The 22,534-nt window shown below is 69.9% G+C and carries 17 protein-coding genes and 1 pseudogene; 6 read left to right on the forward strand and 12 right to left on the reverse strand.

The annotated features are described in order from the left end of the window. Positions 1-260 precede the first annotated feature (260 nt). Positions 261-2,924 carry a hypothetical protein gene (locus VF330_RS24295; RefSeq protein WP_330853975.1) on the reverse strand — a complete coding sequence of 888 codons (2,664 nt, stop codon included), beginning with the start codon at positions 2,922-2,924 and terminating at the stop codon, positions 261-263. A 276-nt stretch (positions 2,925-3,200) separates the two neighbouring features. Between VF330_RS24295 and VF330_RS24300 the strand changes: the two genes are divergently transcribed. After that, positions 3,201-4,076, forward strand: a complete 876-nt coding sequence (locus tag VF330_RS24300) for a hypothetical protein (RefSeq protein WP_330853976.1) — start codon at positions 3,201-3,203, stop codon at positions 4,074-4,076. On the opposite strand, the gene VF330_RS24305 is transcribed toward VF330_RS24300, so the two are convergent. The 4 genes from VF330_RS24305 to VF330_RS24320 form a co-directional block, all read right to left on the reverse strand. Next, on the reverse strand, positions 4,073-5,224 hold the full coding sequence (locus tag VF330_RS24305) for an acyl-CoA dehydrogenase family protein (RefSeq protein ID WP_330853977.1): 1,152 nt from the start codon (positions 5,222-5,224) through the stop codon (positions 4,073-4,075). The genes VF330_RS24300 and VF330_RS24305 overlap by 4 nt on opposite strands. Before the next feature lie 5 nt (positions 5,225-5,229). Then, positions 5,230-7,143 (reverse strand): acetyl/propionyl/methylcrotonyl-CoA carboxylase subunit alpha, encoded by a 1,914-nt coding sequence (locus tag VF330_RS24310; protein ID WP_330853978.1) that lies wholly within the window; start codon positions 7,141-7,143, stop codon positions 5,230-5,232. Positions 7,144-7,145: 2 nt separating this feature from the next. Further along, positions 7,146-8,738, reverse strand: a complete 1,593-nt coding sequence (locus VF330_RS24315) for a carboxyl transferase domain-containing protein (protein ID WP_330853979.1) — start codon at positions 8,736-8,738, stop codon at positions 7,146-7,148. A 138-nt stretch (positions 8,739-8,876) separates the two neighbouring features. Then, positions 8,877-9,662, reverse strand: a complete 786-nt coding sequence (locus VF330_RS24320; RefSeq protein ID WP_330853980.1) for an SGNH/GDSL hydrolase family protein — start codon at positions 9,660-9,662, stop codon at positions 8,877-8,879. A gap of 786 nt (positions 9,663-10,448) precedes the next feature. Here VF330_RS24320 and VF330_RS24325 point away from each other — a divergent pair. Then, on the forward strand, positions 10,449-11,021 hold the full coding sequence (locus VF330_RS24325; RefSeq protein WP_330853981.1) for a TetR/AcrR family transcriptional regulator: 573 nt from the start codon (positions 10,449-10,451) through the stop codon (positions 11,019-11,021). Positions 11,022-11,290: 269 nt separating this feature from the next. Next, positions 11,291-11,524: pseudogene (locus VF330_RS24330) on the forward strand (hypothetical protein); the annotation flags it as partial. A 1,342-nt stretch (positions 11,525-12,866) separates the two neighbouring features. Here the strand turns inward: VF330_RS24330 and VF330_RS24335 are convergent. The 4 genes from VF330_RS24335 to VF330_RS24350 form a co-directional block, all read right to left on the reverse strand. Beyond that, positions 12,867-13,889 (reverse strand): acyltransferase family protein, encoded by a 1,023-nt coding sequence (locus VF330_RS24335; RefSeq protein ID WP_330853982.1) that lies wholly within the window; start codon positions 13,887-13,889, stop codon positions 12,867-12,869. Next, positions 13,886-14,590, reverse strand: a complete 705-nt coding sequence (locus VF330_RS24340; protein WP_330853983.1) for an alpha/beta hydrolase — start codon at positions 14,588-14,590, stop codon at positions 13,886-13,888. Before VF330_RS24340 ends, VF330_RS24335 begins: the two co-directional genes overlap by 4 nt. A gap of 62 nt (positions 14,591-14,652) precedes the next feature. Continuing rightward, complete coding sequence (locus VF330_RS24345) at positions 14,653-15,306, reverse strand: response regulator transcription factor (protein ID WP_330853984.1); 654 nt, start codon at positions 15,304-15,306, stop codon at positions 14,653-14,655. After that, positions 15,303-16,421, reverse strand: coding sequence for a sensor histidine kinase (locus VF330_RS24350; protein ID WP_330853985.1), 1,119 nt, complete (start codon positions 16,419-16,421; stop codon positions 15,303-15,305). Before VF330_RS24350 ends, VF330_RS24345 begins: the two co-directional genes overlap by 4 nt. A 120-nt stretch (positions 16,422-16,541) precedes the next feature. Here VF330_RS24350 and VF330_RS24355 point away from each other — a divergent pair, with 120 nt between their 5' ends. Beyond that, positions 16,542-17,048 carry a hypothetical protein gene (locus tag VF330_RS24355; RefSeq protein WP_330853986.1) on the forward strand — a complete coding sequence of 169 codons (507 nt, stop codon included), beginning with the start codon at positions 16,542-16,544 and terminating at the stop codon, positions 17,046-17,048. Here VF330_RS24355 and VF330_RS24360 read toward each other — a convergent pair. Then, a complete protein-coding gene (locus VF330_RS24360) occupies positions 17,020-18,132 on the reverse strand; it encodes an erythromycin esterase family protein (RefSeq protein ID WP_330853987.1) in 1,113 nt (370 codons plus the stop codon). The genes VF330_RS24355 and VF330_RS24360 overlap by 29 nt on opposite strands. 79 nt (positions 18,133-18,211) lie before the next feature. Between VF330_RS24360 and VF330_RS24365 the strand changes: the two genes are divergently transcribed. Further along, a complete protein-coding gene (locus VF330_RS24365) occupies positions 18,212-18,898 on the forward strand; it encodes a TioE family transcriptional regulator (RefSeq protein WP_330853988.1) in 687 nt (228 codons plus the stop codon). On the opposite strand, the gene metX is transcribed toward VF330_RS24365, so the two are convergent. Both metX and VF330_RS24375 read right to left on the reverse strand, forming a co-directional pair. Continuing rightward, positions 18,861-19,874, reverse strand: coding sequence for a homoserine O-acetyltransferase MetX (gene metX, locus VF330_RS24370; RefSeq protein ID WP_330853989.1), 1,014 nt, complete (start codon positions 19,872-19,874; stop codon positions 18,861-18,863). The genes VF330_RS24365 and metX overlap by 38 nt on opposite strands. Beyond that, positions 19,874-21,160 (reverse strand): bifunctional o-acetylhomoserine/o-acetylserine sulfhydrylase, encoded by a 1,287-nt coding sequence (locus VF330_RS24375; protein WP_330853990.1) that lies wholly within the window; start codon positions 21,158-21,160, stop codon positions 19,874-19,876. The genes metX and VF330_RS24375 overlap by 1 nt, the downstream gene beginning before the upstream one ends. A 192-nt stretch (positions 21,161-21,352) precedes the next feature. On the opposite strand from VF330_RS24375, the gene VF330_RS24380 reads away from it, so the two are divergent. Next, positions 21,353-22,360 (forward strand): Gfo/Idh/MocA family protein, encoded by a 1,008-nt coding sequence (locus tag VF330_RS24380; protein WP_330853991.1) that lies wholly within the window; start codon positions 21,353-21,355, stop codon positions 22,358-22,360. Positions 22,361-22,534 lie beyond the last annotated feature (174 nt).

Genomic DNA, 22,534 nt, shown 5'->3' on the forward strand with positions numbered 1-22,534 from the left:
CGACACGCTTTTCGTCGAGTTGACACCCCTCCTCACGTGTGGCTCGCTCTGCCCGGTTCGAGACGGGACCACCCCACCCGAACCGCACCACCCACGCAACAGCAAGCCGCCCAACGCAACAGGCGTGCCATCAACCCGCCCACGGCGCCGGCCCGGTCTTTGATCAGCTGGCGGGGTCCGGGGCGGAGCCCCGAGCAGTAAACAGAAACCCGCCCGCCCAAGACGACCACCCGACCAACCCGTGCGACCAAGCCCTCGCCCTATCCGGCAGGGCACCCGTTCGACTGGCGCTGCGACTCCGGCCCGTAGAGATCGCCGGTCAAGAACACACAAGCAGGCTGCTGCTCGAAGTCGTGGATGTCGGTGAGCTCCAGGATCGTGAAGTTGCGCTGCTCGCCGATGCGCGACGTGCTGAAGTCCGTGCGGCCGGTGGCGCCGAAGAACTCCAGCTCGCGCAGCTCGCCGCCGATCGCCCCGCGATGCGGCGTGTGGACCGGCAACCCGGCCAGCCGCGACTGCGCGTTGCGCACAGCGTCCAGGAAAAGCCCAGCCGCGTCATAAGCGACACCCATGTGCTCCCCGGGCCACGGCTTGACCGGCTTGTCCTCCGGCGGCAGCGGCGACTCCTGGATCTCCTGGTTCAGCCTGCTGTAGCCGGCGCAGAACGCGTCCAGCGGCAGGCCGCCGCGGGTCGTCGGAGCCGGTTTGCCCTCCACGCACGGCTTGCCCGCCAGCACGACCAGACCGGCCATGCTCACGTACGACACGCGCATGCCGGCCAGCGAGTCGTGCACCCGGCTGGCCTTCTGCGCGATGAACCGGATGATCGCGTCATCGGCGACGATGCGCGGCAGCCGGTTCTTGTCGTAGCAGTCCCGGCCGATCGCCCGCAGGAACTCGCCGAAGTCCTCCTCGCGGCCCGCGAAGAACACCATCTCGCTGGAGTGGTCCTCGACGCACTGCGAGGGCACCTCCTGCGGGCTCCGCGACCACGGCACGGCCTGGTACTGCACTCCGTTGGTCGCGAGCTCCTTGCCGAGCACGTTGACCAGGTCGTCGAGGTAGACGTCGCCCTTGCCCAGCGGCGGGTGGTGGATCGTCACCTTGGTGGCGGCGACGTGCTGCGCGTACCGGCGGACGAGGTCGGCCTGCCGGACGTTGCCGGGGATCAGCTGGAAGTACGTCGACGACCTGGTCGGCAGCGACGCCTCGGTGAGCGTGGTGCCGATGGTCGGCACGCCCAGCGCGCCCAGCTCGGTGATGACGTCCCTGGTCTCCGCGACGCTGCGGTCGAGCCCGACCACGCCGATGATGCTGGAGTCGTCCTCCAGCAACGACGTCAGCATGTCCCGCAGCACGTCCGGTGCCCGCTTCATCACCGCGCCGCCGTTGGCGATCACGATGCGCAGCAACGGTTCCGAGCGCGACCTGTCGTTCTGCTGCCGCTGCTTGAGCAGCATGCCCTCCAGCTCCTCGGCGCGGGAGTGGTCGGCGTCGGGGTTGGTGTCCTTGTGGGTGAGGCTGGAGAAGTAGACCAGCGAGACGAACGGGCGGCCGGGATCGGCTTCGTGCAGCCGTTCCGCCTCCTCGTTCTGCGCGAACACGGCCTGCTGCGTCCACCGCAGCCGTTCGTTCGAGCCGAAGACCTGGCTGCTGTTGTCGCTGTAGCCGACGCACTCGACGTTGCCCTCGACGTCCATCAGCCGCGTCGACACCCCGGCGGAGACGGCGCTGCCGATCATCGAGCAGTTGGCCTGGATGTGGTTCTGCACCGTCACGAACACCGGCAGCAGCAACACCACGACCACCGCCAGGACGATCGCCTCCAGCCGCCGCGACCGCGCGAGCCACCGCACCGGCGCCGCCCGGAACGCGGGCGTGCCCTTCCACCTCTTCTTGTCGGCACTGGGGAACGGCAGCCTGACCATCAGGTAGCGGGCGTCCGGCGCGAGCATCTGCCGTTTGCGCGGCAGCTCCTCCCGCCACGTCGTCAGCGCGTCCGCGGTCTCGTCCGGCGCGACGGGCACGACGCCGAGCCGTTCGGAGAGCGCGGGTTGCACCGAGCTGGCCGCGATCACCAGCAACGGGTCCAGCTCGCCGGTCTCGTTGCGGACGTCATTGATCAGCTCCAGCAGCTCCCAGCCGCCGTTGTCCTTCGTGACGCCGTCGAGCAGCACGGGGATGTAGGCCGTGCGCCGCCACCCGGCCCTGCGCGGCAGGAACCTGTTGCGCCGCCGGTACGCGATCCGCAGGTCCTCCAGGAACGCGTGCACGAGCAGCAGCTTGATCTGCTCCTCGTTCTCCGACTCCCGCCGGCCGAGCGTGAGCCGTTCGGCGAACCCGAGGAACTCGATGGAGTGGTGGGGCAGCGCGAAGCTCTGCCCGCGCATGAACCACTTCGACTCGCGCGCGAGCCCCGGCACCCGCCTGCCGAGCCACCGGAACCCGGCCTTGCTGCCGACCCACGCGACGAGCCCGAGCCCCAGCCGCGTCACGAGGTTGGGGATGAACGCGTCGACCGCCCGGTTGAGCGCCTCGCCGTTCTCGGTGGTGCGGCCCGTCCACTGCCGCAGCAGCTCGACGACGCTCGCCCGGTCGTCCCGACCCGGTTTGCGCGGCAGGCGTTTGCTGGTGAGCCAGTCGACGAGCCGGTAGTGGTCGAACCGCGTGAGCCGCTCGCTGCCGACGTGCACCTCGGACAGCTGATGGCTCAGCACGTCGAGCAACGGCAGCAGCGGAGGTGTTTCCCGCGCTTCCGGCGGCCACCTCTTCTCCACTTCCGCGCGCACCGAGGACACGTCCACATACGCGTGCGGAATGGCGGGACGGCCTTCGTCGAGCTTGTGCTCCAAGGCGCGCAGAAATGGCGTCGGACTGGCTTCGCTCTCCAGGTGGACCAGCGGAAGCGGCTGGTCACCGGTCACTTCCTCGGTCTTGCTGCGGTAGAAGAACCCCGGCCGGTCGCACAGCCCGTGAATGACCTCGAGAAGAACTCTTACCCCCGGGAAAACCGGTTCCGTCCGACTACCTGTCATCTGCACCCTCACACTCGTGCGGCAGGGAAGTCGACGCTAACCGGACGAGGCGATTCGGACCGGTGGTTTCCGCTCGTTTAGGTGGAACGGACTAATGGAGCCCGTGGCGCGTAACGCGTCCCGGCCGGACTTCGATACCCCGCTGGACCTCGAGGAGGGCGAATCGTGCGCGGTTTCGGTGTCTTCCTGCTGGTGGCGGGACTCATCGGTTCGCTCGTCCTCCGCTTCAGCCAGGAACCGCTGTCCGTCGTCGACTTCACGCCGCTCCCGGTCACGTTCCTCGGCGGCTGGCTGTACTTCCGCGGCGGGCAGCACGCCGCCCGCCGGCTCTCCCGGCAGCCCCACGGCGGCGACTCCGTCCTCTACCTGCGTGCGTTCGACACCGACCCGACCGCGCTCGGGAGGACGTTCCAGAGCATGTTCCTGGCGGGGCTCGCGACCATGAGCACCGACGTGGAATGCCTGGCGCGCGCGTTGCGCCCGTTCGGCCGCCTGCACGTGATCGGACGGCCGGGGGAAGGCCTGCCGCGCCCTGGCGGGAAGACCGTCTACTCGGGCGACGCGGCCTGGAAGCAGGTCGTCCAGGAGATGATGCTGACCGCCCGGCTGGTGGTGATCCGACCGGCCGTGAACCCCGGCGTGCTGTGGGAGCTGGCCAGGGCACGCGAGGTCGTCCCGGCCGACCGGCTGCTCATCGAGGTGCGCGGACTGTCCGGCCGCCGGTACCGCGAAGCGGTGCGGGCAATGGCGGAGCTCGGCTACACCATGCCGGAGCGGCGGCCGCGGCGCGGCGGGTTCATCAGGTTCTCGCCCTCGTGGAAGCCGGAGTTCCTCCCGCTCACCGGACCTCTCGTCCGGCGGGGGCTGATCAACGTCTACCGGCCGATGGCGGTCTTCGCCCTCCGCCCGGTCTTCGAGCGGCACGGCGTCCCGTGGACGCAGCCGGGGGTGTCCGCCGGCTGCGTCGCCTACCTGGCCGTCATGGGGCTGATCGGCCTGGTCGTCGTGATCGGGTTCGTCGTCGGCGTCTTCTTCAGTTAGAGCCCCAGCTCGCGCGCGATCAGCATCTTCTGCACCTCGGAGGTGCCCTCGCCGATCTCCAGGATCTTGGCGTCGCGGTAGAACCGGCCGACCGGGTACTCGTTCATGAAGCCGTAGCCGCCGAAGATCTGCGTGGCGTCGCGGGCGTTGTCCATCGCCGCCTCGGACGACACGAGCTTCGCGATGGCGGCCTGCTTCTTGAACGGCTCGCCGCGCAGCATCCGGGACGCCGCCTCGTAGTAGGCCAGGCGCGCGGTGTGGACGCGGGCCTCCATCTCGGCGATCTTGAACTGGATCGCCTGGTAGGTGCCGATCTTCGCGCCGAACGCCTCGCGCTCGTGGGCGTAGCGGACCGACTCGTCGACGCAGCCCTGGGCCAGGCCGACCGACAGCGCGGCGATGGCGACGCGGCCCTCGTCCAGCGTGCGCAGGAACTGGGCGAAGCCGCGGCCGCGGGTGCCGAGCAGGTTCTCCGCCGGCACCCGGCAGTCCTGGAAGGACAGCTCGCGCGTGTCCGAGGCGCACCAGCCGACCTTGGAGTACTTCTTCGACACCGTGAAGCCCGGGGTGCCGGACGGGACGATGATCGACGAGATCTCCTTGCGGCCGTCGGGCTGCGTGCCCGTGACCGCGGCGACCGTCACCAGGCCGGTGATGTCCGTGCCGGAGTTGGTGATGAACGCCTTGGTGCCGTTGATGACCCACTCGTCGCCGTCGAGGCGCGCGGTGGTGGCCAGGGCGCCCGCGTCGGAGCCGGAACCGGGCTCGGTGAGGCCGAACGCGCCGAGCTTCTCACCGGACGTGAGCGACGGCAGCCACTCGGCCTTCTGCTCGTCGGTGCCGAAGCGGTAGATCGGCATGGCGCCCAGCGAGGTGGCGGCCTCGACCGTGATCGCGACGGACGAGTCGACGCGCGCCAGCTCCTCGAGCGTCAGGCACAGGGCGAAGTAGTCGCCGCCCATGCCGCCGTGCTCCTCGGGGAACGGCAGGCCGAGCAGGCCCATCTGCCCCATCTTCGCGACGATCGGGTACGGGAACTCGCCGCGCTCGTAGTAGTCGCCGATGACCGGGGCGACCTCGTCGCGGGCGAACTCCTCGACGGTCTTGCGCAGGTCCTCGTACTCGCTCGGGAGCCTGAAGTCCAACATCGGTGTCACTCCTCGTGAGAGACGACGAGGGCCAGCACCTGGTCGAGTGCGACCTGCTGGCCTGCTTGCACGTTCACTTCGGCGAGCACGCCGTCGACCGGTGCGGTCACGGTGTGCTCCATCTTCATGGCCTCGACCACGAACAACGCTTGACCGGCGGTCACTTCCTCGCCCTGCTTCGCCCGCACCACCAGCACGGTGCCGGGCATCGGCGACTTGACCGGACCGCCCTGGGCTGCGGCGCCGTCGGCCGCGCCCACCAGGAACTCGGCCTCGACCAGCGCCCAGGAGGCACCGTCGTGGCCCAGCCACAGCACGTCGCCGTCACGGGCGGTCGCGTACCGGCGGGAGCCGACGAGCAGGTCGGAGCCTTCGCGGCGGGCACGCGCCCTGACCGGTTCTCCGGCGCCCACGACGACTTCGTCGCCGCGCACGCGCACGTCGACGTCGTTGATCCGCCAGGTAGTCCACGCGTGCTCGCCGACGCGCCAGCCGCCCGGCTGGTCCCACGGGTCGTCGCCGCGCGGTTCGAGCGACCGCTCCAGACCTGCCGCCACGTACACGTCGTCCGGGACCTCGGCCGTGGTCAGCGCGTCGAGCTTGCGTTCCACCAGACCGGTGTCGAGGGCGCCGGACCGGACGTCCTCGTCGCGCAGGAGTGCGCGCAGGAACGGGATGTTCGTCGTGACGCCGAGCAGCACCATCCGGCCGAGCGCGTGGTCCAGGCGCCGCAGCGCCTCCTCGCGGGTGCGACCGTGCGCGATCACCTTGGCGAGCATCGGGTCGTAGTCCGAACCGACGACGAGTCCCTCGTACAGCCCGGAGTCGACGCGGACGGACGTGGGTTCGCTCAGCTTGAGCACCCGGCCGCCGGTCGGCAGGAAGCCGCGGGACGGGTCCTCGGCGTAGACGCGCGCCTCGACGGAGTGGCCGGTCAGCTCGACGGTCAGGTCGAGCGCTTCACCGGACGCCACGCGGAGCTGCCACTCGACGAGGTCGACGCCGGTGACCATCTCGGTCACCGGGTGCTCGACCTGGAGCCGGGTGTTCATCTCCATGAAGAAGTAGTCGCCGGACGCACCGTCCACGATGAACTCGACAGTGCCGGCGCCGACGTACCCGACGGACTTGGCGGCGTCGACCGCCGCGGCACCCATCGCCTCGCGCACCTCGGGCGTGAGGAACGGCGACGGCGCCTCCTCGATGATCTTCTGGTGCCGCCGCTGGAGGCTGCACTCGCGCTCGCCGAGGTGGATCACGGTGCCGTGCGCGTCACCGAGCACCTGGATCTCGATGTGGCGCGGGTTCGTGACGAACCGCTCGATCAGCAGCGTGTCGTCGCCGAACGACCCGCGCGCCTCCCGCCGGGCCGACTCGATCGCCTCGCGCAGCGCGGACTCCTCGTGCACCAGCCGCATGCCCTTGCCGCCACCGCCCGCGGAGGGCTTGAGCAGCACGGGAAAACCGATCTCCAGGGCCGCGTCGACGATCTCGTCGTCCGACATGCCCTCCTTGGTGCGGCCGGGCACGACGGGAACGCCCGCCGCCGACACCGTCAGCTTCGCGCGGATCTTGTCGCCCATCGCGTCGATCGCCGCCGCGGGCGGGCCGACGAACACGATTCCCGCGTCGTCGCAGGCCTTGGCGAACGCCGTGTTCTCGGCGAGGAAGCCGTAGCCGGGGTGGATCGCCTGCGCGCCGGTGGACACGGCGGCCTGGACGATCTTCTCGACGGACAGGTAGCTCTCGCGGGCCGCGGCGGGCCCGATGCGCACGGCCTCGTCGGCCAGCCTGACGTGCAACGCCTCGGCGTCCGCGTCGGAGTACACGGCGACGGAACGGATCCCGAGCGCCTTGAGCGCGCGGATCACCCTGACCGCGATCTCCCCGCGGTTCGCCACCAGAACGCTGTCGAACATGATCACATCCGGAAGACGCCGTAGGAAACATCGTCGATGGGGGCGTTCGCCGCGCTGGACAACGCGAGGCCGAGCACCGTGCGCGTGTCGCGCGGGTCGATCACGCCGTCGTCCCACAGCCGCGCGGTCGAGTAGTACGGGTTGCCCTGGTCCTCGTACTGCTGGCGGATCGGCGCCTTGAACGCCTCCTCGTCCTCCGCCGACCACTCGTCGCCGAGCTGGTCGCGGCGCACGGTCGCGAGGACGGACGCCGCCTGCTCACCGCCCATGACGGAGATGCGCGCGTTCGGCCACATCCACAGGAACCGCGGCGAGTACGCCCGGCCGCACATGGAGTAGTTGCCGGCGCCGAACGAGCCGCCGATGATCACGGTGAACTTCGGGACGCGCGCACACGCCACCGCCGTCACCATCTTGGCGCCGTGCTTGGCGATGCCGCCCGCCTCGTACTCGCGGCCGACCATGAAGCCGGTGATGTTCTGCAGGAACACCAGCGGGATGGACCGCTTGTCGCACAGCTGGATGAAGTGCGCGCCCTTGACCGCGGACTCGCCGAACAGGATGCCGTTGTTCGCGATGATGCCGACCGGGTGGCCGTGGATGCGCGCGAAGCCGGTGACGAGCGTCTGCCCGTACTCCTTCTTGAACTCCTGGAACTTCGACCCGTCGACGATCCGCGCGATGACCTCGCGCACGTCGTAGGGCGTCCGGGAGTCCGTCGGCACGACGCCGTAGAGGTCGTCCGGGTTGACGGCCGGCGCTTCGGTTTTCGTGACGTCCCAAGGCCGTTGGGCGCGCGGACCCAGCGTCGAGATGATCGAGCGGACCATCTTCAACGCGTGCGCGTCGTTCTCCGCCAGGTGGTCCGTGACGCCGGACGTGCGCGAGTGCAGCTCGCCGCCGCCGAGGTCCTCGGCCGACACGACCTCGCCGGTCGCCGCCTTCACCAGCGGCGGGCCGCCCAGGAAGATCGTGCCCTGGTTGCGGACGATGATCGCCTCGTCGCTCATCGCCGGGACGTACGCGCCACCCGCCGTGCACGAGCCGAGGACCGCCGCGATCTGCGGGATGCCCTTGGCGGACATGGTGGCCTGGTTGAAGAAGATCCGGCCGAAGTGCTCGCGGTCCGGGAACACGTCGTCCTGCTTCGGCAGGAACGCGCCGCCGCTGTCGACCAGGTAGATGCACGGCAAGTTGTTCTGCAGCGCCACTTCCTGCGCGCGCAGGTGCTTCTTGACCGTGATCGGGTAGTAGGTGCCGCCCTTGACCGTGGCGTCGTTCGCGACGATGACGCACTCACGGCCGGACACACGTCCGATGCCGGTGATGATGCCCGCGGCAGGCGCCTCGTCGCCGTACATGCCGTTGGCGGCCAACGGCGACAGTTCGAGGAACGGCGAACCGGGGTCGACCAGCGTGTCCACCCGCTCGCGCGGCAACAGCTTGCCGCGGTCGACGTGGCGCTGACGAGCCTTCTCGGGACCGCCGAGCGCGGCGGTGGCGAGCTTGCCGCGCAGCTCGTCGACGAGCGCGGTGTGCTCCTTGGCGTAGCGGTCCGACGGCTCGGCGGCGCTGCGCAGGACAGGTGCGTCCATGCTCCCCAGACCTCAGGTTAGCGGGCGTTAACAAGACCATGTTAACGCCCGCTCACCTAGCGGTCCACCAGCGCGGCTCGAGAGTGACCCGAATGCAGGTCAACGCGCCTTTGGAGCACTCTCACGTTCCGGAATCCCTCAACCGATGACACTTCGCAGAGCGGGCAGGTAGCCACTCGCGTGACCGGCACGGTTGGGGTGGTACGACTCCTCGACCGGCCAGCTCAGGCTGTTGAGCCACCAGCTCGACGAGCAGATCTCGTGCCCGGTGAACGCCCCGCGCACGTCGACGTAGCCGAACCCGGCGGCACCGGCCCGCGCGCTGATGGTGGCGTGCAGCGCGTCGCTGCCGGAGTTGATCGCGGCCCGCTTGGTGTCGCTCAGCCCGACGTTGCACGAGCCCGGCACCTTGTAGATGCGCGGGTAGCCGAGCACGACGACGCGCGCGCTCGGCGACTTCGACTTGATCGTGGCGTAGACGTTGTTGAGCAGCCCGGGAAGCGTGTTCGCGGCGTAGGCCTTGGCCGTGTTCACCCGGTTGACGCAGTCCTGGTCGGAACCGAACGTGCACGTGGTGATGACATCGGTGAAGCCGGCGTCGTTGCCGCCGACCTGCACCGTGACGAGGTTGGTCGCCGTCGTGAGGTTGGCTGCCTGGTTGATGACGTCGCCTGTTCGCGCACCGGAACACGCGACGGACTTGAAGCTCGCCGGGGCTGTCGCCGCGGCGTAGAGGGCCGGGTACGCGAGCGGACCGCGCTTGCAGCTGCCGCTCCCGCTGTCGTAGCTGCCCGTTCCCAGGCCGCTGGCGTACGAGTCGCCGAGGGCGACGTAGTTGACGGCGGCCGCGCTCGCGGGGTTGGCGAGGGCGATGACGGCCGCGGCGGCGGTGACCACTGAGGCGATGAAGTGAGCAGGACGCATCGAAGACTCCCGAAGGGGCCGCAGGGGTGATGCTGTGCGAGGTCCATGGTTACTTACGGGTAAGACCTGTGTGAAGTATTGGTCAATAGTCAACATTTGGGGCTTGTAGCTGCGGAAATTCCACCCATCGGACGACCAGCGCCTGGCAGTTCCGGGGTTGTGTTGGCCGGGTGGGCTTCCAGCGTGGTCCCGTTGACCGTGCGGGTGCCTGTTCCAGCGTGGGCGTGCACCCCCGGACGAAAACTGGGGTTCCATCGCCGCTGCGCGACGATTGCGATTGGGGCTTGACTTCGGGGCCCTTGCGAGGCGCTGTGGTCGGCCGGAAAAGGCCGGACGCTTCGCGACCGGCCGAGCCACGAGTGGTAGCACCTCGCACCCAAAGTCAAGCCCCAATCGCCGAAACACGGGTGGGTTCACCGGCTCTGATCGGCGCAAGGAAAAGACGGCTCGCCTTCGGCATCGCTTGGAAGTGCTTGGGTTGGGTCGGCTCGCCTTCGGCGTCGGCTTGAAAGTGCGGGGGTCTTGACGGCTCGCCTTCGGCATCGCGTCACGGGTGCGCGCCCGCGTTCAGGCGGAAGTGTCAGACCTGCTGAGTACGTTGGGTCGCGGGGGATCCTCAGCGCGAGGGGACGCCCGCGTCAGCTTGCCATCCGCCGCCGCCCCATCCGGTGCCCGCCCCTGTCCCGGCTTTCGCGCACTTGGGCCCGCCGCGTGCCCCGGCCCGCCCGGCGGGTGCTGTCCGATTTGCCCCCCGTACGCCAAGTGAACGGCTGCTAACCTCCTCCCGTGGCCGATAAACCCTCACGTCGGGACCAGATCCTCAACGCCGCGGCAGAGCTCTTCGCGCGGCACGGCTTCCACGGGGTGGGCATCGACGACATCGGTGCGGCCGTCGGCATCTCCGGGCCCGCCCTCTACCGGCACTTCCGGAGCAAGGACGCGATGCTCGGCGAGATGTTGACGTCCATCTCCGAGCGGCTGCTCGACGGCGGGCAGAAGAGGGTGGACGCGGCCTCCAGTGCCGAGGAGGCGCTCAGCGAGCTCGTCGGGTGGCACGTCGACTTCGCGTTGGACGACCCGGCGCTCATCACGGTGCAGGCTCGTAATCTTGCGAACTTGACGGATCCCGACCGGCGTCGGGTGCGGGCGTTGCAGCGCCGGTACGTCGAGGTGTGGGTCGAGACGATCCGGCGGACTGTCGACGGGTTCGACGAGCCGACTGCGAGGGCGGCGGCGCACGCGGTGTTCGGGTTGATCAACTCCACGCCCCACAGCGCGCACCTCGACCGCGACCAGATGGCCGCCCTGCTGTCCCGGATGGCGCTCGCGTCGCTGCGGCCGGCCGTCGTGACCTCGTAAGTTGGCGGTCGGCCGAGATGGTTCCGTAACCTTTCCCAGCAATGGGCGCTCGTAAACTTCTTCTTCGCCTTCCGGCCTGGTTCCGGTTCACGGTCATCACGCTCGCGGTGTTCGTGTGCGGGGTGATCGCCTCGCGGCCGGCCACCGGCGGCAACGGGGTGCCACCCAGCGCCGACGTGATCGCCGCGGCCAACGCCGTCGAGGCGTTCGTCGCGCCGTCGCCGACGCACGACCCGCACATCAACCTGCCGACGGACTTCGCGCGGGAGATGGGGCGCGATCCCAAGACCGTGACGGCGCCCGACGGGACGTTGCGGGTGGTGGACGCCTCGGGCGGGTGTTCGGGACCGGCGGGCGACACGGAGTGGGACTTCAGCACGGCGTGCCGCGCGCACGACCTGGGGTACGACCTGTTGCGCTACGCGGAACACAAGGGCGACCCGCTCGGGCCGGAGGCGAGACGAGCGCTGGACGACCGGCTGACCACCGACCTGCACGCGCAGTGCCGGACCAACCCCCGCGGCTCCGAGTCGAGCTGTCACGCGGTCGCCGAGACCTACGCGCTGGGGCTGAAGTTCAACTCGTGGCGGCAGCGGTGGGGGCCGCCCGGTCACGAGCCCGTGGTGGCGTGGGCGTTCGGCAGTGCGGTCGTGGTGTTCCTGCTGCTGGCGCGCCTGCACGGGCGCAAGCGCGACGACCTGCCCGCCGCGCAGCCCGTCGAACAGGACCGGTACGCGACGTTCCTGCGGCTGTTCAGCCTGGCGCTGCTGGTGCTCGGCGAGACGGTCGCGACGCTCGCGCACCTCAAGAACGTCGGGACGCCCTGGTTGTGGGCGTTGCAGGCGGTGCCGCTGTTCTTCTTCGCCGGCGGGCACGCGAACCTGCGCAGCTGGCAGGCGCACGAGGGCGGCTTCGGCTGCTGGGTGTCGAGCCGGACGTCGTGGCTGCTGCGGCCGGTGCTGGCGTTCGTGCTGCTGTGGGTGGTGGTGTTCGCGGCGCTCAACCTGCTCGACGTCGAGGTCGACGCGTACAGCCGGTTGATCACGCACCCGTTGTGGTTCCTCGGGGTCTACCTGCTGGCGGTCGCGGCCACGCCCGCTGCCGCGTGGCTGCACCTGCACCTGCGCCGGACGGCGCCGTTCGTGCTGGTGCTGCTGACGCTCATGGTCGAGGTCGCGCGCACGTCGACGGACTGGAAGACCGGCGGGTACGTCAACCTCGTCGTCGGCGCGCTGCTGATGCAGCAGATCGGGTTCTTCTACGCCGACGGCATGTTGCAGCAGCTCTCGCGGCGCGTGCTGGCGGCGCTGGGCGCGATCACGCTGCCCGCGCTGGTGTTCTTCAGCGACTACCCGCGTTCGATGATGGTGCTCGGCGTCGCGCAGGTGTGCGTGGCGCTGCTGGCGCGCGGACGGGTCACGGCATGGCTGGAGGGCCGGTCGTGGCACGTCGTGGACTTCGCCCGCCGCGCGCCGATGACGGTATACCTGGCCTACCTCGCCGGGGTCGGCGCGCTGGTCGGGTTGCTCGGCATCACGGAGGCGCCGATCTGGCTGGTGCTCCTGCTCGTGCCGCTCACGTTGCTGTTCCACCGGTTCGAGAGCCGGCTGGTCCGGTTCCCGCGGCTCTCCCACGAGTCGCACCGGACCCGGCTCGCGACGGCCGCGGGCGTGGTGTTCGGGACGCTCGGCGTGCTCGGGTTCGTGGTCAGCGGGTTCCTCGGCGACGGGGTGCTGGTGCTGCTGCCGGTCGACCCGCTGCAGAACCTCATCCACCTCCTGCTCGGCTGGTACCTGATCCACACCGCGCGCACCGGCAGCTGCGACACCCGCCTCCCGTGGCTGCTCACGGCGCTGGCGTGCGTGCCGCCGATGCTGGCGCTGGACCCGGCTCCCGCGGTGGTGGCGCTGCACGCCGCGGCGATCGGCCTCGCAGTGCTCGCAGCCATCCCCAGGTCACGGCCGCGCACACCGGCAGCCACAGCACCCGTTGCCACACCCAGCCCGGGTGATCTGGTGGCTGCTGGAGCCCCGGCAGGGGCCCCCACGCGCTGAGCGCCAGCGCCACGGTGATGAGCGCGCTCTGGTGCGCCAGGAAGATCCCCAGGGCGCGCTTGTTCAGCCACGCCACGGGTTTCGCGGTGCCGAGCCTGGTCAGCGCCGGTGCGATCGTGAGCACCAGGCCGATCTGGGCGAACGCCAGCGCGAGCGTCGCGTAGTTCGGCGGGTTGAGGTTCGAGACCGCCTCGCCGGGAATGCCGACCGCGGACACCGGGTAGCCGCCGAACGACGTCAGCAACGCGTACCCGAGCACGCCCACGACCAGCAACGGCGGACCGGGAATCCTCCTGCGCGCCAAGGCGTATCCAAGCTGCCAGGCCGCCCACCACACCGCGTACGGAACCACCAGCACCAGCACGACCGGGACGAGCACACCCCACGAGTACTCGTCGAGCTTGCGCACCAACGGTTTCATCGCCAGCAGTACCAGGTAGACCAGGAAGAACCACAGCGGGGTCAGGACCAGGAACCCGATGTTGTAGGCGGTTCCCTGGTCGACGCCGCGCAGCACCAGTCCGAAGAGGACGGCCGCCCACGCGCCGAGCATCAGCGACGTGGGCACGGCGAGCTGCTTCAACCGCACCAGGAACGACGTCCGCGAGTGCGCCGCCGCGTACCCGCCCGCGAAGAAGAACAGCCCGAGCGTCTGCAACACCCACGAGACCGGTGTCAGCTCGGCCATGTGCTTCAACGGGCTGTCGATGTACATGCCGGTGGGCGTGTCCACCAGCGCGGTCACCAGCCAGTGCCCGAGCACGACCGTGACGACGGCGACCGCCCGCACGGCGTCGATGAACGGATTCCTCACAGCTCCTCCCCCGAAGCGATCCGGACGAGCGCGTTCAACGTCGCGGTGCCCGGCTCGTAGTAGGTGTCGTGCTTGCCGCCCTCGAACCGCAGCACGGTCGCGCCGAACCCGTCCGAGGCGGGGTCCGTGCCGTGACCGAGGTCGAACAGCCGCACGTTGGGCACGAACCGCATCCAGTCGCCGGTCGACCGCAGCGCCCAGACCTTCGCCGGCGTCCCCAGCTCCGCGGCGGAACCCGCCCGCACGCCGGGGCTCCCGGTGAACACGATGTCCTGGACGTCCAGCTCGTGCGCCGCCAGCGACACGACCACCGAGCCGTAGCTGTGCCCGAACACATGGATGCGCGCGGTGGTGTGCAGCGCCCGCACGAAGTCGGCCAGCTCGGCGGCACCCTGCCGCGCCAGCGAGCCGGTCATCGCGTCCACACCGAGCCCCTGCGGCGTCCGGTACCCGAGCCACGCGATCACCGCCAGGTCGTCGCGGTGGGCCTGCTCGTACAGGTTCGTGGCCATCCTCCCGACGGTCCGGTCGAACCTGTCGACGTCCACGTCGGATCCCGGCACGACGACCACCACGTCACGGGCGGTCGCGAGGTCACCGACGATCGCGACCCGGCGGCCGACGTCGGAACGCCACTGGGCGATCGACGGCGCGACCGCGGGGACGGCGATCAGCAGGAGGAACAGCACGGCTCGGCGCATGGACCGAAGCTAGGAGGACGACGGGCCCCGGATCGTCACGCCGGAGAGCGGTTCCGCCGGCACTACCCCGGTACCACGAGCCCGCTCTCGTACGCCGCGATGACGGCCTGGGCGCGGTCGCGCAGCCCCAGCTTGGTCAGCACGCGGCTCACGTGCGTCTTGACGGTCTGCTCCGCCAGCACGAGGTGCGCGGCGATCTCCAGGTTCGACATGCCCTGCGCGACCAGCACGAGGATCTCGGTCTCGCGCTCGGTCAGCACCCCGAGCTGCGCGGGCCGCACCCGGTCGCCGCGGCGGGACCGCACGAAGTCCTCGATCAGCCGCTTGGTGATCGACGGCGCCAGCAGCGCCTCCCCGGCGGCGACCACGCGCACGGCGTTGAGCAGCTCGCGGGCGGGCGCGTGCTTGAGCAGGAACCCGCTCGCGCCGGCCTGCAACGCCTCGTAGACGTAGTCGTCGAGGTCGAACGTGGTCAGCACGAGGACCTTGACGTCGTCGGACCCGTCCAGCAGCAACCGGGTGGCGGTGAGTCCGTCCATCTCCGGCATGCGGATGTCCATCAGCACGACGTCGGGTCTGACCGTACGTGCCAAGGCGACGCCCTGCACGCCGTTGCCCGCCGCACCGATCACCTCGATGTCGTCCTGGGCGTTCAGCAGCGCGGAGAAGCCCTCGCGCACCATCTCCTGGTCGTCCACCACGACCACCCTGATCACTTGTCCCCCAACGGAATTCTCGCCCTGACCAGGAACCCGCCGTCCTCGGTCGACTTCACGGTGAGCGTGCCACCGTGGACCGCGACGCGTTCCCGCATTCCCACCAGACCCTGCCCGCTGCCGCCGCCCCTCGACGGTCCGCCGGCGGTGTTGACCACGACGACCTCGAGCACGCCGTCGTTCTCGTGCACGTGGACGGACGCCTTGGAGCCGGGCGCGTGCCTGGTGGCGTTCGTGAGCGCCTCCTGCACGATCCGGTACGCGGTCAGCCCGACCGCCTCCGGCACGTCGCCCACGCCGACCTCGGCCTCGTCCCCCGGCCTCACCAGCTCCGGGATGCGGCTGATGCCGGGCTGCGGCTCGCGTTGCGGCGCCTCGCCGTTCGTCCTGAGGACGCCGAGCAGGCGCTGCATGTCGGTGATGGCCGTCCGCGCGGCCTCGCCGATCTCCTGGAGCTCCTTCTCGGCTTCCTCGCTCAGTCCTGGAAGACGGTAGGGCGCGGTCTCGCACCGCACCACCACCATCGACATGTGGTGCGCCACGACGTCGTGCATCTCGCGTGCGATGCGCGCACGTTCCTCCAGCGCGGCCTTGGCGTCGCGCTCTTCCTCGAGCTCGCGTTCCGCCCGGCCGCGGGCACCGAACAGGTACACGACGGCGGCGATGATAGGCACGAACAACGCCATGTCCGCGGCCTGCGGTTCGGAGGCGATGACCAGCGCCATGGTGATCAACGTGACCGCGATGACGATCCCTCGCGAGTAGAACGCCACGACCGCGACGAACAACGGCGCGGCGGTCCAGTACTGGAACGCCGCGGCGCCGTCGCCCACGACGAGCAGGCTCACGAGGTAGAAGCCGGCCGCCATCAACCGCCAGGCGTAGAGCGGCGACCAGAACAGCAGCACGTACGGCCCGAGCGTGAGGGCGAAGACGACGACCCACCAGCCGTCCGAGTCGGCCTGGCGGACGTAGCCGGCGCTGGCGACGACGGCCCAGACGAACGAGTAGACGATCAACGCGGCGAGGACGGGCAGCCGCAGCCTGCCGAGTGCTCTGGGGAGAACCCGCGTGCGGTCGGGACCGAGGACTGTCCGGTACAACGTGCGGAACACCACCCGATGCTAGGTGGATCCGCGTATTCGCACATTGACCTGCGGAGTGACATACCGCGGTACGACTCTGATCAAGATGGGGCATTGCGAATGCGTCACGCCGCGCGGTAGGCAGTACCAGTGAGACCACCACAGGACCCGGATCGCTGGTCACGGCTGACGGCCGTGGCCGGTGAGGCGCTGGCCGCGGCCAGGGCCGGTGAGGACGCTGTGGCGGTGGACCTCGTGACCGGCTATCTCAGCGGTTCCCCCGAGGGCAACGAGGAGATCCGCGAGCTGGTGCTGCTGCTGTTCGCCGAGTGCAGCAGCATGGTCAGCGCGCTCGGGTCCGGCGGCGCCACCCCCGTCAAGATGCAGGTCTTCGACGAGGAGGGCAACGAGGTCCAGATCGACGACGCGGACCCGCCCGTGCGCACGGCGATCCGCGCGTTGCTCGCGGAGGTGCACGGCGACCAGGACGCGGCCTCGGAGCAGATCGAGATCGCCCTGGCCAACGGGGCACCGCAGGAGCTCGCGACCGTGGTCCTGCAAGCCCTGCGGTGGACCCTGAAGCTGGCCATCGAGTGCGAGCAGCGCGACCTGCCCGTCGCCTCGTGGATCACCGCGTCACTGGACGACCAACCCTGACGTGCAGCAGCGCGTCCGCACCGGCCATCAGGTGCTGGTCGAGCGGGAAGTAGCCCATCTCCAGCCCGGTGTCGGTGCGGCTCGGCCCCTGCGGCATGTCGGCGGTGACGCCCCACGTCGTGAAACGGCCCTGGAGCTGACCTTCCAACGTCGCTTTGTCCGGTTCGCCGAGCCCGAACGAGTCGTTGCGGCCGAGCGTGCCCGCGATGACGGTGTACTGGTCACCGAGGATCGGCGCCACGAGCGCGCCCGCGGAGAACCACTCGATCCGTTCGCCCGCCATCTCCATGGAGCTGTTGGTGCGTTGCAGGTGGGCGTTGTGCGCGAACACGAACGTCGGTCCGCGGGAGGCCTCCGCGCGCCGGATCTCCAGCAGGTTGCGGGCCATCACGCCGTCCCGCATCTGGCACAGCCGGTTCAGCCGCACGCCCAACGGGTTCGGCTCGGCGCACTCCCGGTGGTACTGCAGGAGGCTCAGCCCGGCCACGAGCTGTGTCTCCGCGCGGTACCAGGCGGCGTCGACGGTCCTGCGCCCGTGCAGCCGCTTCAGCATGCCCGTGCCGATCTCCCGCAGCCGCACGGCCTCCTCCGACCGCCCCGGTGACTTCGAGACGTCCAGGACGGCCTCGTCACGGCTCCACTTCTCGTCATCGGTCGTCAGGTCGACGTCCTCGCCGAGGTAGTCGCGGGCGTGTTCCAGGTAGGGGCGCGGGCTGGGCGCGCTGGTGGTCTCGGTCTGGAAGTCGAAGCCGTGGAACGCCAGGCGTTCATGCGCCGGTTTGTCCTCGTTGTACTCGCGCATCCACTGGACCAGCTCGCGGTTGGCCGGCCACCGGCCGAAGGAGTGCGAGAAGCCGTCCCGCACGACCGCGTCGAGGTCGCCGGGTCCACCCTGGACGTAGTCGTCGACCAGGAGGCCCCTGATCCGGCAGGTCTCCAGCGCGATGGACCGGTAGCCGAGACCGGCCAGCTGCTCGAACAGCTCGTTGCGGATCCAGGTGTGGGCGTGCTCCAGGTGGGTCGGCTCGCCGAACGCCAAGAGCTCGGTGAAGGGGCTGATGAACTCGCGGATGTCCTGGCTCATGTGGTTCAACCGTAACATTGAAAGCTCCGTTGAGACTTTTCCGCGATAGCCGCTGCCACCTGGGCCTAAAGTCTCCACCGTGCGTCCATCCGACCTCGCCCACGAGCATGGCATCTCCACCCAGGCCGTGCGCAACTACGAGCAGTCGGGGTTCCTCCCGCCGGCGGCGCGCACCCCGTCCGGTTACCGCGTCTACACGGAGGTCCACGCCGCCGCGTTGCGCGCGTTTCTCGCGTTGGTCCCGGCGTTCGGGCACGCGCGGGCCGGGCAGATCATGAACGCGGTCCACGCCGACGACCTGGACGGCGTGCTGCTGACCATCGACCGCGGCCACGAACGGCTGCTGCGCGACCGGGAGACCCTCGACTCGGTCAGCAGGGCCGCGCGGGACCTGACCGACTTCGGACCCGTCCTGGAACCGCGCACGATCGGCGAGCTGGCCCGGCGTCTCGGCGTCACGCCGGCGACGCTGCGCGCGTGGGAGGAGGCCGGGATCCTCGCGCCGTCCCGCGAACCCACCGGCTACCGGGTTTTCCTGGCGGAGGACGTGCGGGACGCCGAGCTGGCGCACCTGCTGCGGCGCGGCGGATATCCGTTGGCGCGCATAGCTCTGGTGGTCGAGCAGGTCCGCACGGCGGGCGGCACGGAGACGTTGGGCGCGGCGCTGGCGGACTGGCGCCGCCGACTGACCGCGCGGGGCCTGGCGATGCTCCAGGCCTCCGCGCGGCTCACCGACTACCTGAGTGCGCGGGCACCAGCTCCGTGACGAGCGCGCCGACCTGCCCGCTCTCGATCAGGAACGCGTCGTGCCCGTGCGGCGACTCGATGACCCGCAGCTCGTCGGCGCCGGCGATGCCCGCCGCCAGTTCGCGCTGCTGCCCCAACGGGTACAGCCGGTCGGAGTCGACCCCGGCGACGATCGTCCGCGCCTTCACGCGGGCCAGCGCCGCGCTGGTCCCGCCCCGACCGCGGCCGACGTCGTGGGAGTTCATCGCCTCGGTGAGCGTCACGTAGCTCTCCGGGTCGAACCGGCGGGTGAGCTTCGCGGCGTGGTGGTCCAGGTAGGACTCGACCTCGAACCGCCCGTCGGCCTGCACCTGCCTGCCAAACCGCGCCTGGAGCTCCTGCTCGCTGCGGTAGCTGATGTGCGCGATCCGGCGCGCGATCCCCAGTCCCGCCACGGGATCCGCCCTGATCGCGTGCACCTGCGCCGACGCCAGCCCGATCTGCTCGGCCGACGCCGCCGCCGTGGTCGCCAGCAACAGCAACGACTCCACCCGGTCCGGCTCGCTGACCGCCCACTCCACGGCCCGCATGCCGCCCATCGACCCGCCGAGCACCGCGGCCCACCGCTCGACGCCCAGGAACCCGGCGAGCAGGACCTCGGCGGCGACCTGGTCGCGGATGGTGATCACGGGGAACCCGGGGTACTGCCAGGGCCCGGTGCTGCCCTGGCAGCCGCCCAGCACGTTCGGCGCCACCACGAAGAACCCGTCGAGCGGCCGGCCGGGCCCGATCAGGGACTCCCACCAGCCCGGCGTCGGGTGACCCGGCTCCACGCCCCCGGCGACGTGGCTGTCGCCGGTGAGGGCGTGGAGCACGAGCACCGCGTTGGAGGCCTCGGCGTTCAAGGTCCCCCACGTCTCGTACGCGAGCTGGAATCCCGGCAGTCCCGCGAACGGCTCGGCGTGGCTGAACCACTTCCGCCGGCCGTTCGGGTCGCCGAACCTCCAGCCGCCCACTACAGCGCCGACTTGGCCGCGGTGAAGCCCGCCTCCAGGTCGGCCTTGAGGTCCTCGAGCCCCTCCAGCCCGACCGACAGCCGCACCAGACCGGGCGCCACACCCGTGACGAGCTGCTCCTCGGGCGTGAGCTGGCTGTGCGTGGTCGAAGCGGGGTGCACGATCAACGACCGCACGTCGCCGATGTTCACGAGCTGGCTGAACAGGCTCGTCCCGTCGACGAACGCCCGTCCGGCGTCGACCCCGCCGCGCAGCTCGAAGCTGACGACCGCGCCCGCGCCCTTGGGCAGGTACTTCTGCGCGTTGGCGTGGAACGGCGACGAGGGCAGGCCCGCGTAGTGGACCTTCTCCACCTCGTCCCGCGCCTCCAGCCACTCGGCGAGCGCCTGCGCGTTCTGCACGTGCCGCTCGATGCGCAGCGACAGCGTCTCGATGCCCTGGATGACCAGGAAGCTGGTGAGCGGCGCGATGGCCGCGCCCGTGTCCCGCAACCCCTGCACGCGCAGCTTGGCGGCGAACGCCCCGTGCCCGAGCACCGGCCAGTACTGCAGGCCGTTGTAGCTGGGGTCCGGCTCGTGGAAGTCGGGGAACTTCTCGGCCCCGTACTCGAACTTGCCGCCGTCGACCACGACACCGGCGATGGCAGTGCCGTGCCCGCCGAGGTACTTGGTGGCGGAGTGGATGACGATGTCCGCGCCGTGCTCCAACGGCCTGAGCAGGTACGGCGTCGGCACCGTGTTGTCCACGACCAACGGCACGTCGTTGGCGTGCGCGACACCCGCGACGCCCTCGACGTCGAGCACGTGGCTGCGCGGGTTCGCGAGCGTCTCGGCGAAGAGCAGCTTGGTGTTGGGCCGCACGGCCGCCTGCCACGCGTCGAGGTCGTCCGGATCGTCCACGAACGACACTTCGATGCCCAGCTTCGGCAACGTGTAGTGGAACAGGTTGTACGTGCCGCCGTAGAGCGACGCGCTGGAAACCAGGTGGTCCCCGCTCCGCGCGAGGTTCAGGATCGCCGCGGTCCCGGCAGCGGACCCGGAGGCGAACGCGACGGCGGCCACACCACCCTCGAGAGCGGCGACCCGCTGCTCCAGCACGTCCTGCGTGGGGTTGTTGATGCGCGTGTAGATGTTCCCGGGCTCAGCGAGCGAGAAGAGGTCCGCCCCGTGCTGCGTGTCCCGGAAGACGTAGGAGGTGGTCTGGTAGATCGGCGTGGCACGAGCACCGGTGGCCGGGTCGGGCGCGGCACCAGCGTGGATCTGTGCAGTCTCGAAGGACCAGGACATGGCTGTGCTCCAGGGTTTGTGCGTCGAAGTGGGCTCGAGTTCAACGGGAGCGGCGACAAGCCATGCTGGTGACGCGCACGTAGTCCACGTGACGGCGTCGAACGAGCAGCATGGTCATGGTCACACAAGGTAGGGGGCCATCCGGCCTCATGGACACCCCGTCCACCAGGTGAGAACGCTTAGGCTGATCGCATGCGCACAGCTCTGGTCGGCTACGGACTGGGAGGGGCGGCCTTCCACGCCCCGTTCATCGCCACAACCCCGGGCCTGGAATTCTCCGCCGTGGTCACCGCGAACCCGAAGCGCCAGGCAGAGGTCACCGCCCGCTACCCGGACACCCGCGTACTGTCCACTCTGGACGAGGTCTGGTCCGGCAACTTCGACCTGGTGGTCATCACCACCCCGAACCGCTTCCACGCCACCCACGCCCGCCAGGTCCTGGAACACGGCCTGAACGTGGTGGTCGACAAGCCCTTCGCGGCCTCGGCGGCAGAGGCCAGGGCCCTGGCCTCCATAGCGCACTCCAGGAACCTCCTCCTGGCCCCGTTCCACAACCGCCGCTGGGACGGCGACTTCCTGACGGTCCGGAAACTCCTGGCGGCGAACACCCTGGGCAAGGTCCACCGCTTCGAGTCGAGGTTCGAGCGCTACCGCCCGGAGATCAAGAACTCCTGGAAGGAATCAGGCGACCCGAAGGACCTGGGCAGCATCCTCTACGACCTGGGCACGCACCTGATCGACCAGTCGGTGGCCCTCTTCGGCCGCCCGAGGTCGGTCCACGCCGAAATCAACACCGTCCGCCCCACCGCCAAGGCCGACGACGACGTCTTCCTGGCCCTGACCCACGACTCCGGCGTCCGCCCCCACCTCTGGATGAGCGCACTGGCAGCAGACCAGGGCCCGCGCTTCCGCGTACTGGGCCACGACGCCGCCTACGTGAAGCACGGCATGGACCCCCAGGAAGAGCTCCTGAAAGCAGGCGAGACCCCGGCAACCCCGGGTTGGGGCGAAGACCCGGAAGAAAACTGGGGCACCGTGAACGGCCAGCCCCACAAAACCGAGCCAGGCGCATACCAGGACTTCTACGCAGCAGTAGCAGCAGGCAAGGCCCCAGTCCCACCACAAGACGCGGTGACGGGCCTGGAAATCATCGAAGCAGCCAAACAGTCAGCAACAACAGGCGACACAGTACGCCTGTAACAGCGAAGCCGAAGGCGAGCCAGGCGCGAAGGCGAAGCCGAGCAGTCTTGGCTTTTGCTCTTGGCTTGGAACAGACGGTTCCGGTGGGGTGGTCCCGTCACGAGCCGTGCAAAGCACTCGCTGCACGTGAGGAGGGGTGTCAACTCGACACGCTTTTCGTCGAGTTGACACCCC

The organism is Lentzea sp., assembly GCF_036380075.1.
Classification (GTDB): Bacteria; Actinomycetota; Actinomycetes; order Mycobacteriales; family Pseudonocardiaceae; genus Lentzea.

What these genes read in the sequence shown, in the direction of transcription:
- VF330_RS24380 (WP_330853991.1), top strand. Translation starts at nt 21,353, where the DNA reads ATGCGCACAGCTCTGGTCGGCTACGGACTGGGAGGGGCGGCCTTCCAC.
- VF330_RS24310 (WP_330853978.1), bottom strand. Translation starts at nt 7,143, where the DNA reads ATGTTCGACAGCGTTCTGGTGGCGAACCGCGGGGAGATCGCGGTCAGG.
- VF330_RS24375 (WP_330853990.1), bottom strand. Translation starts at nt 21,160, where the DNA reads ATGTCCTGGTCCTTCGAGACTGCACAGATCCACGCTGGTGCCGCGCCC.
- VF330_RS24315 (WP_330853979.1), bottom strand. Translation starts at nt 8,738, where the DNA reads ATGGACGCACCTGTCCTGCGCAGCGCCGCCGAGCCGTCGGACCGCTAC.
- VF330_RS24360 (WP_330853987.1), bottom strand. Translation starts at nt 18,132, where the DNA reads ATGAGCCAGGACATCCGCGAGTTCATCAGCCCCTTCACCGAGCTCTTG.
- VF330_RS24320 (WP_330853980.1), bottom strand. Translation starts at nt 9,662, where the DNA reads ATGCGTCCTGCTCACTTCATCGCCTCAGTGGTCACCGCCGCCGCGGCC.
- VF330_RS24305 (WP_330853977.1), bottom strand. Translation starts at nt 5,224, where the DNA reads ATGTTGGACTTCAGGCTCCCGAGCGAGTACGAGGACCTGCGCAAGACC.
- VF330_RS24340 (WP_330853983.1), bottom strand. Translation starts at nt 14,590, where the DNA reads ATGCGCCGAGCCGTGCTGTTCCTCCTGCTGATCGCCGTCCCCGCGGTC.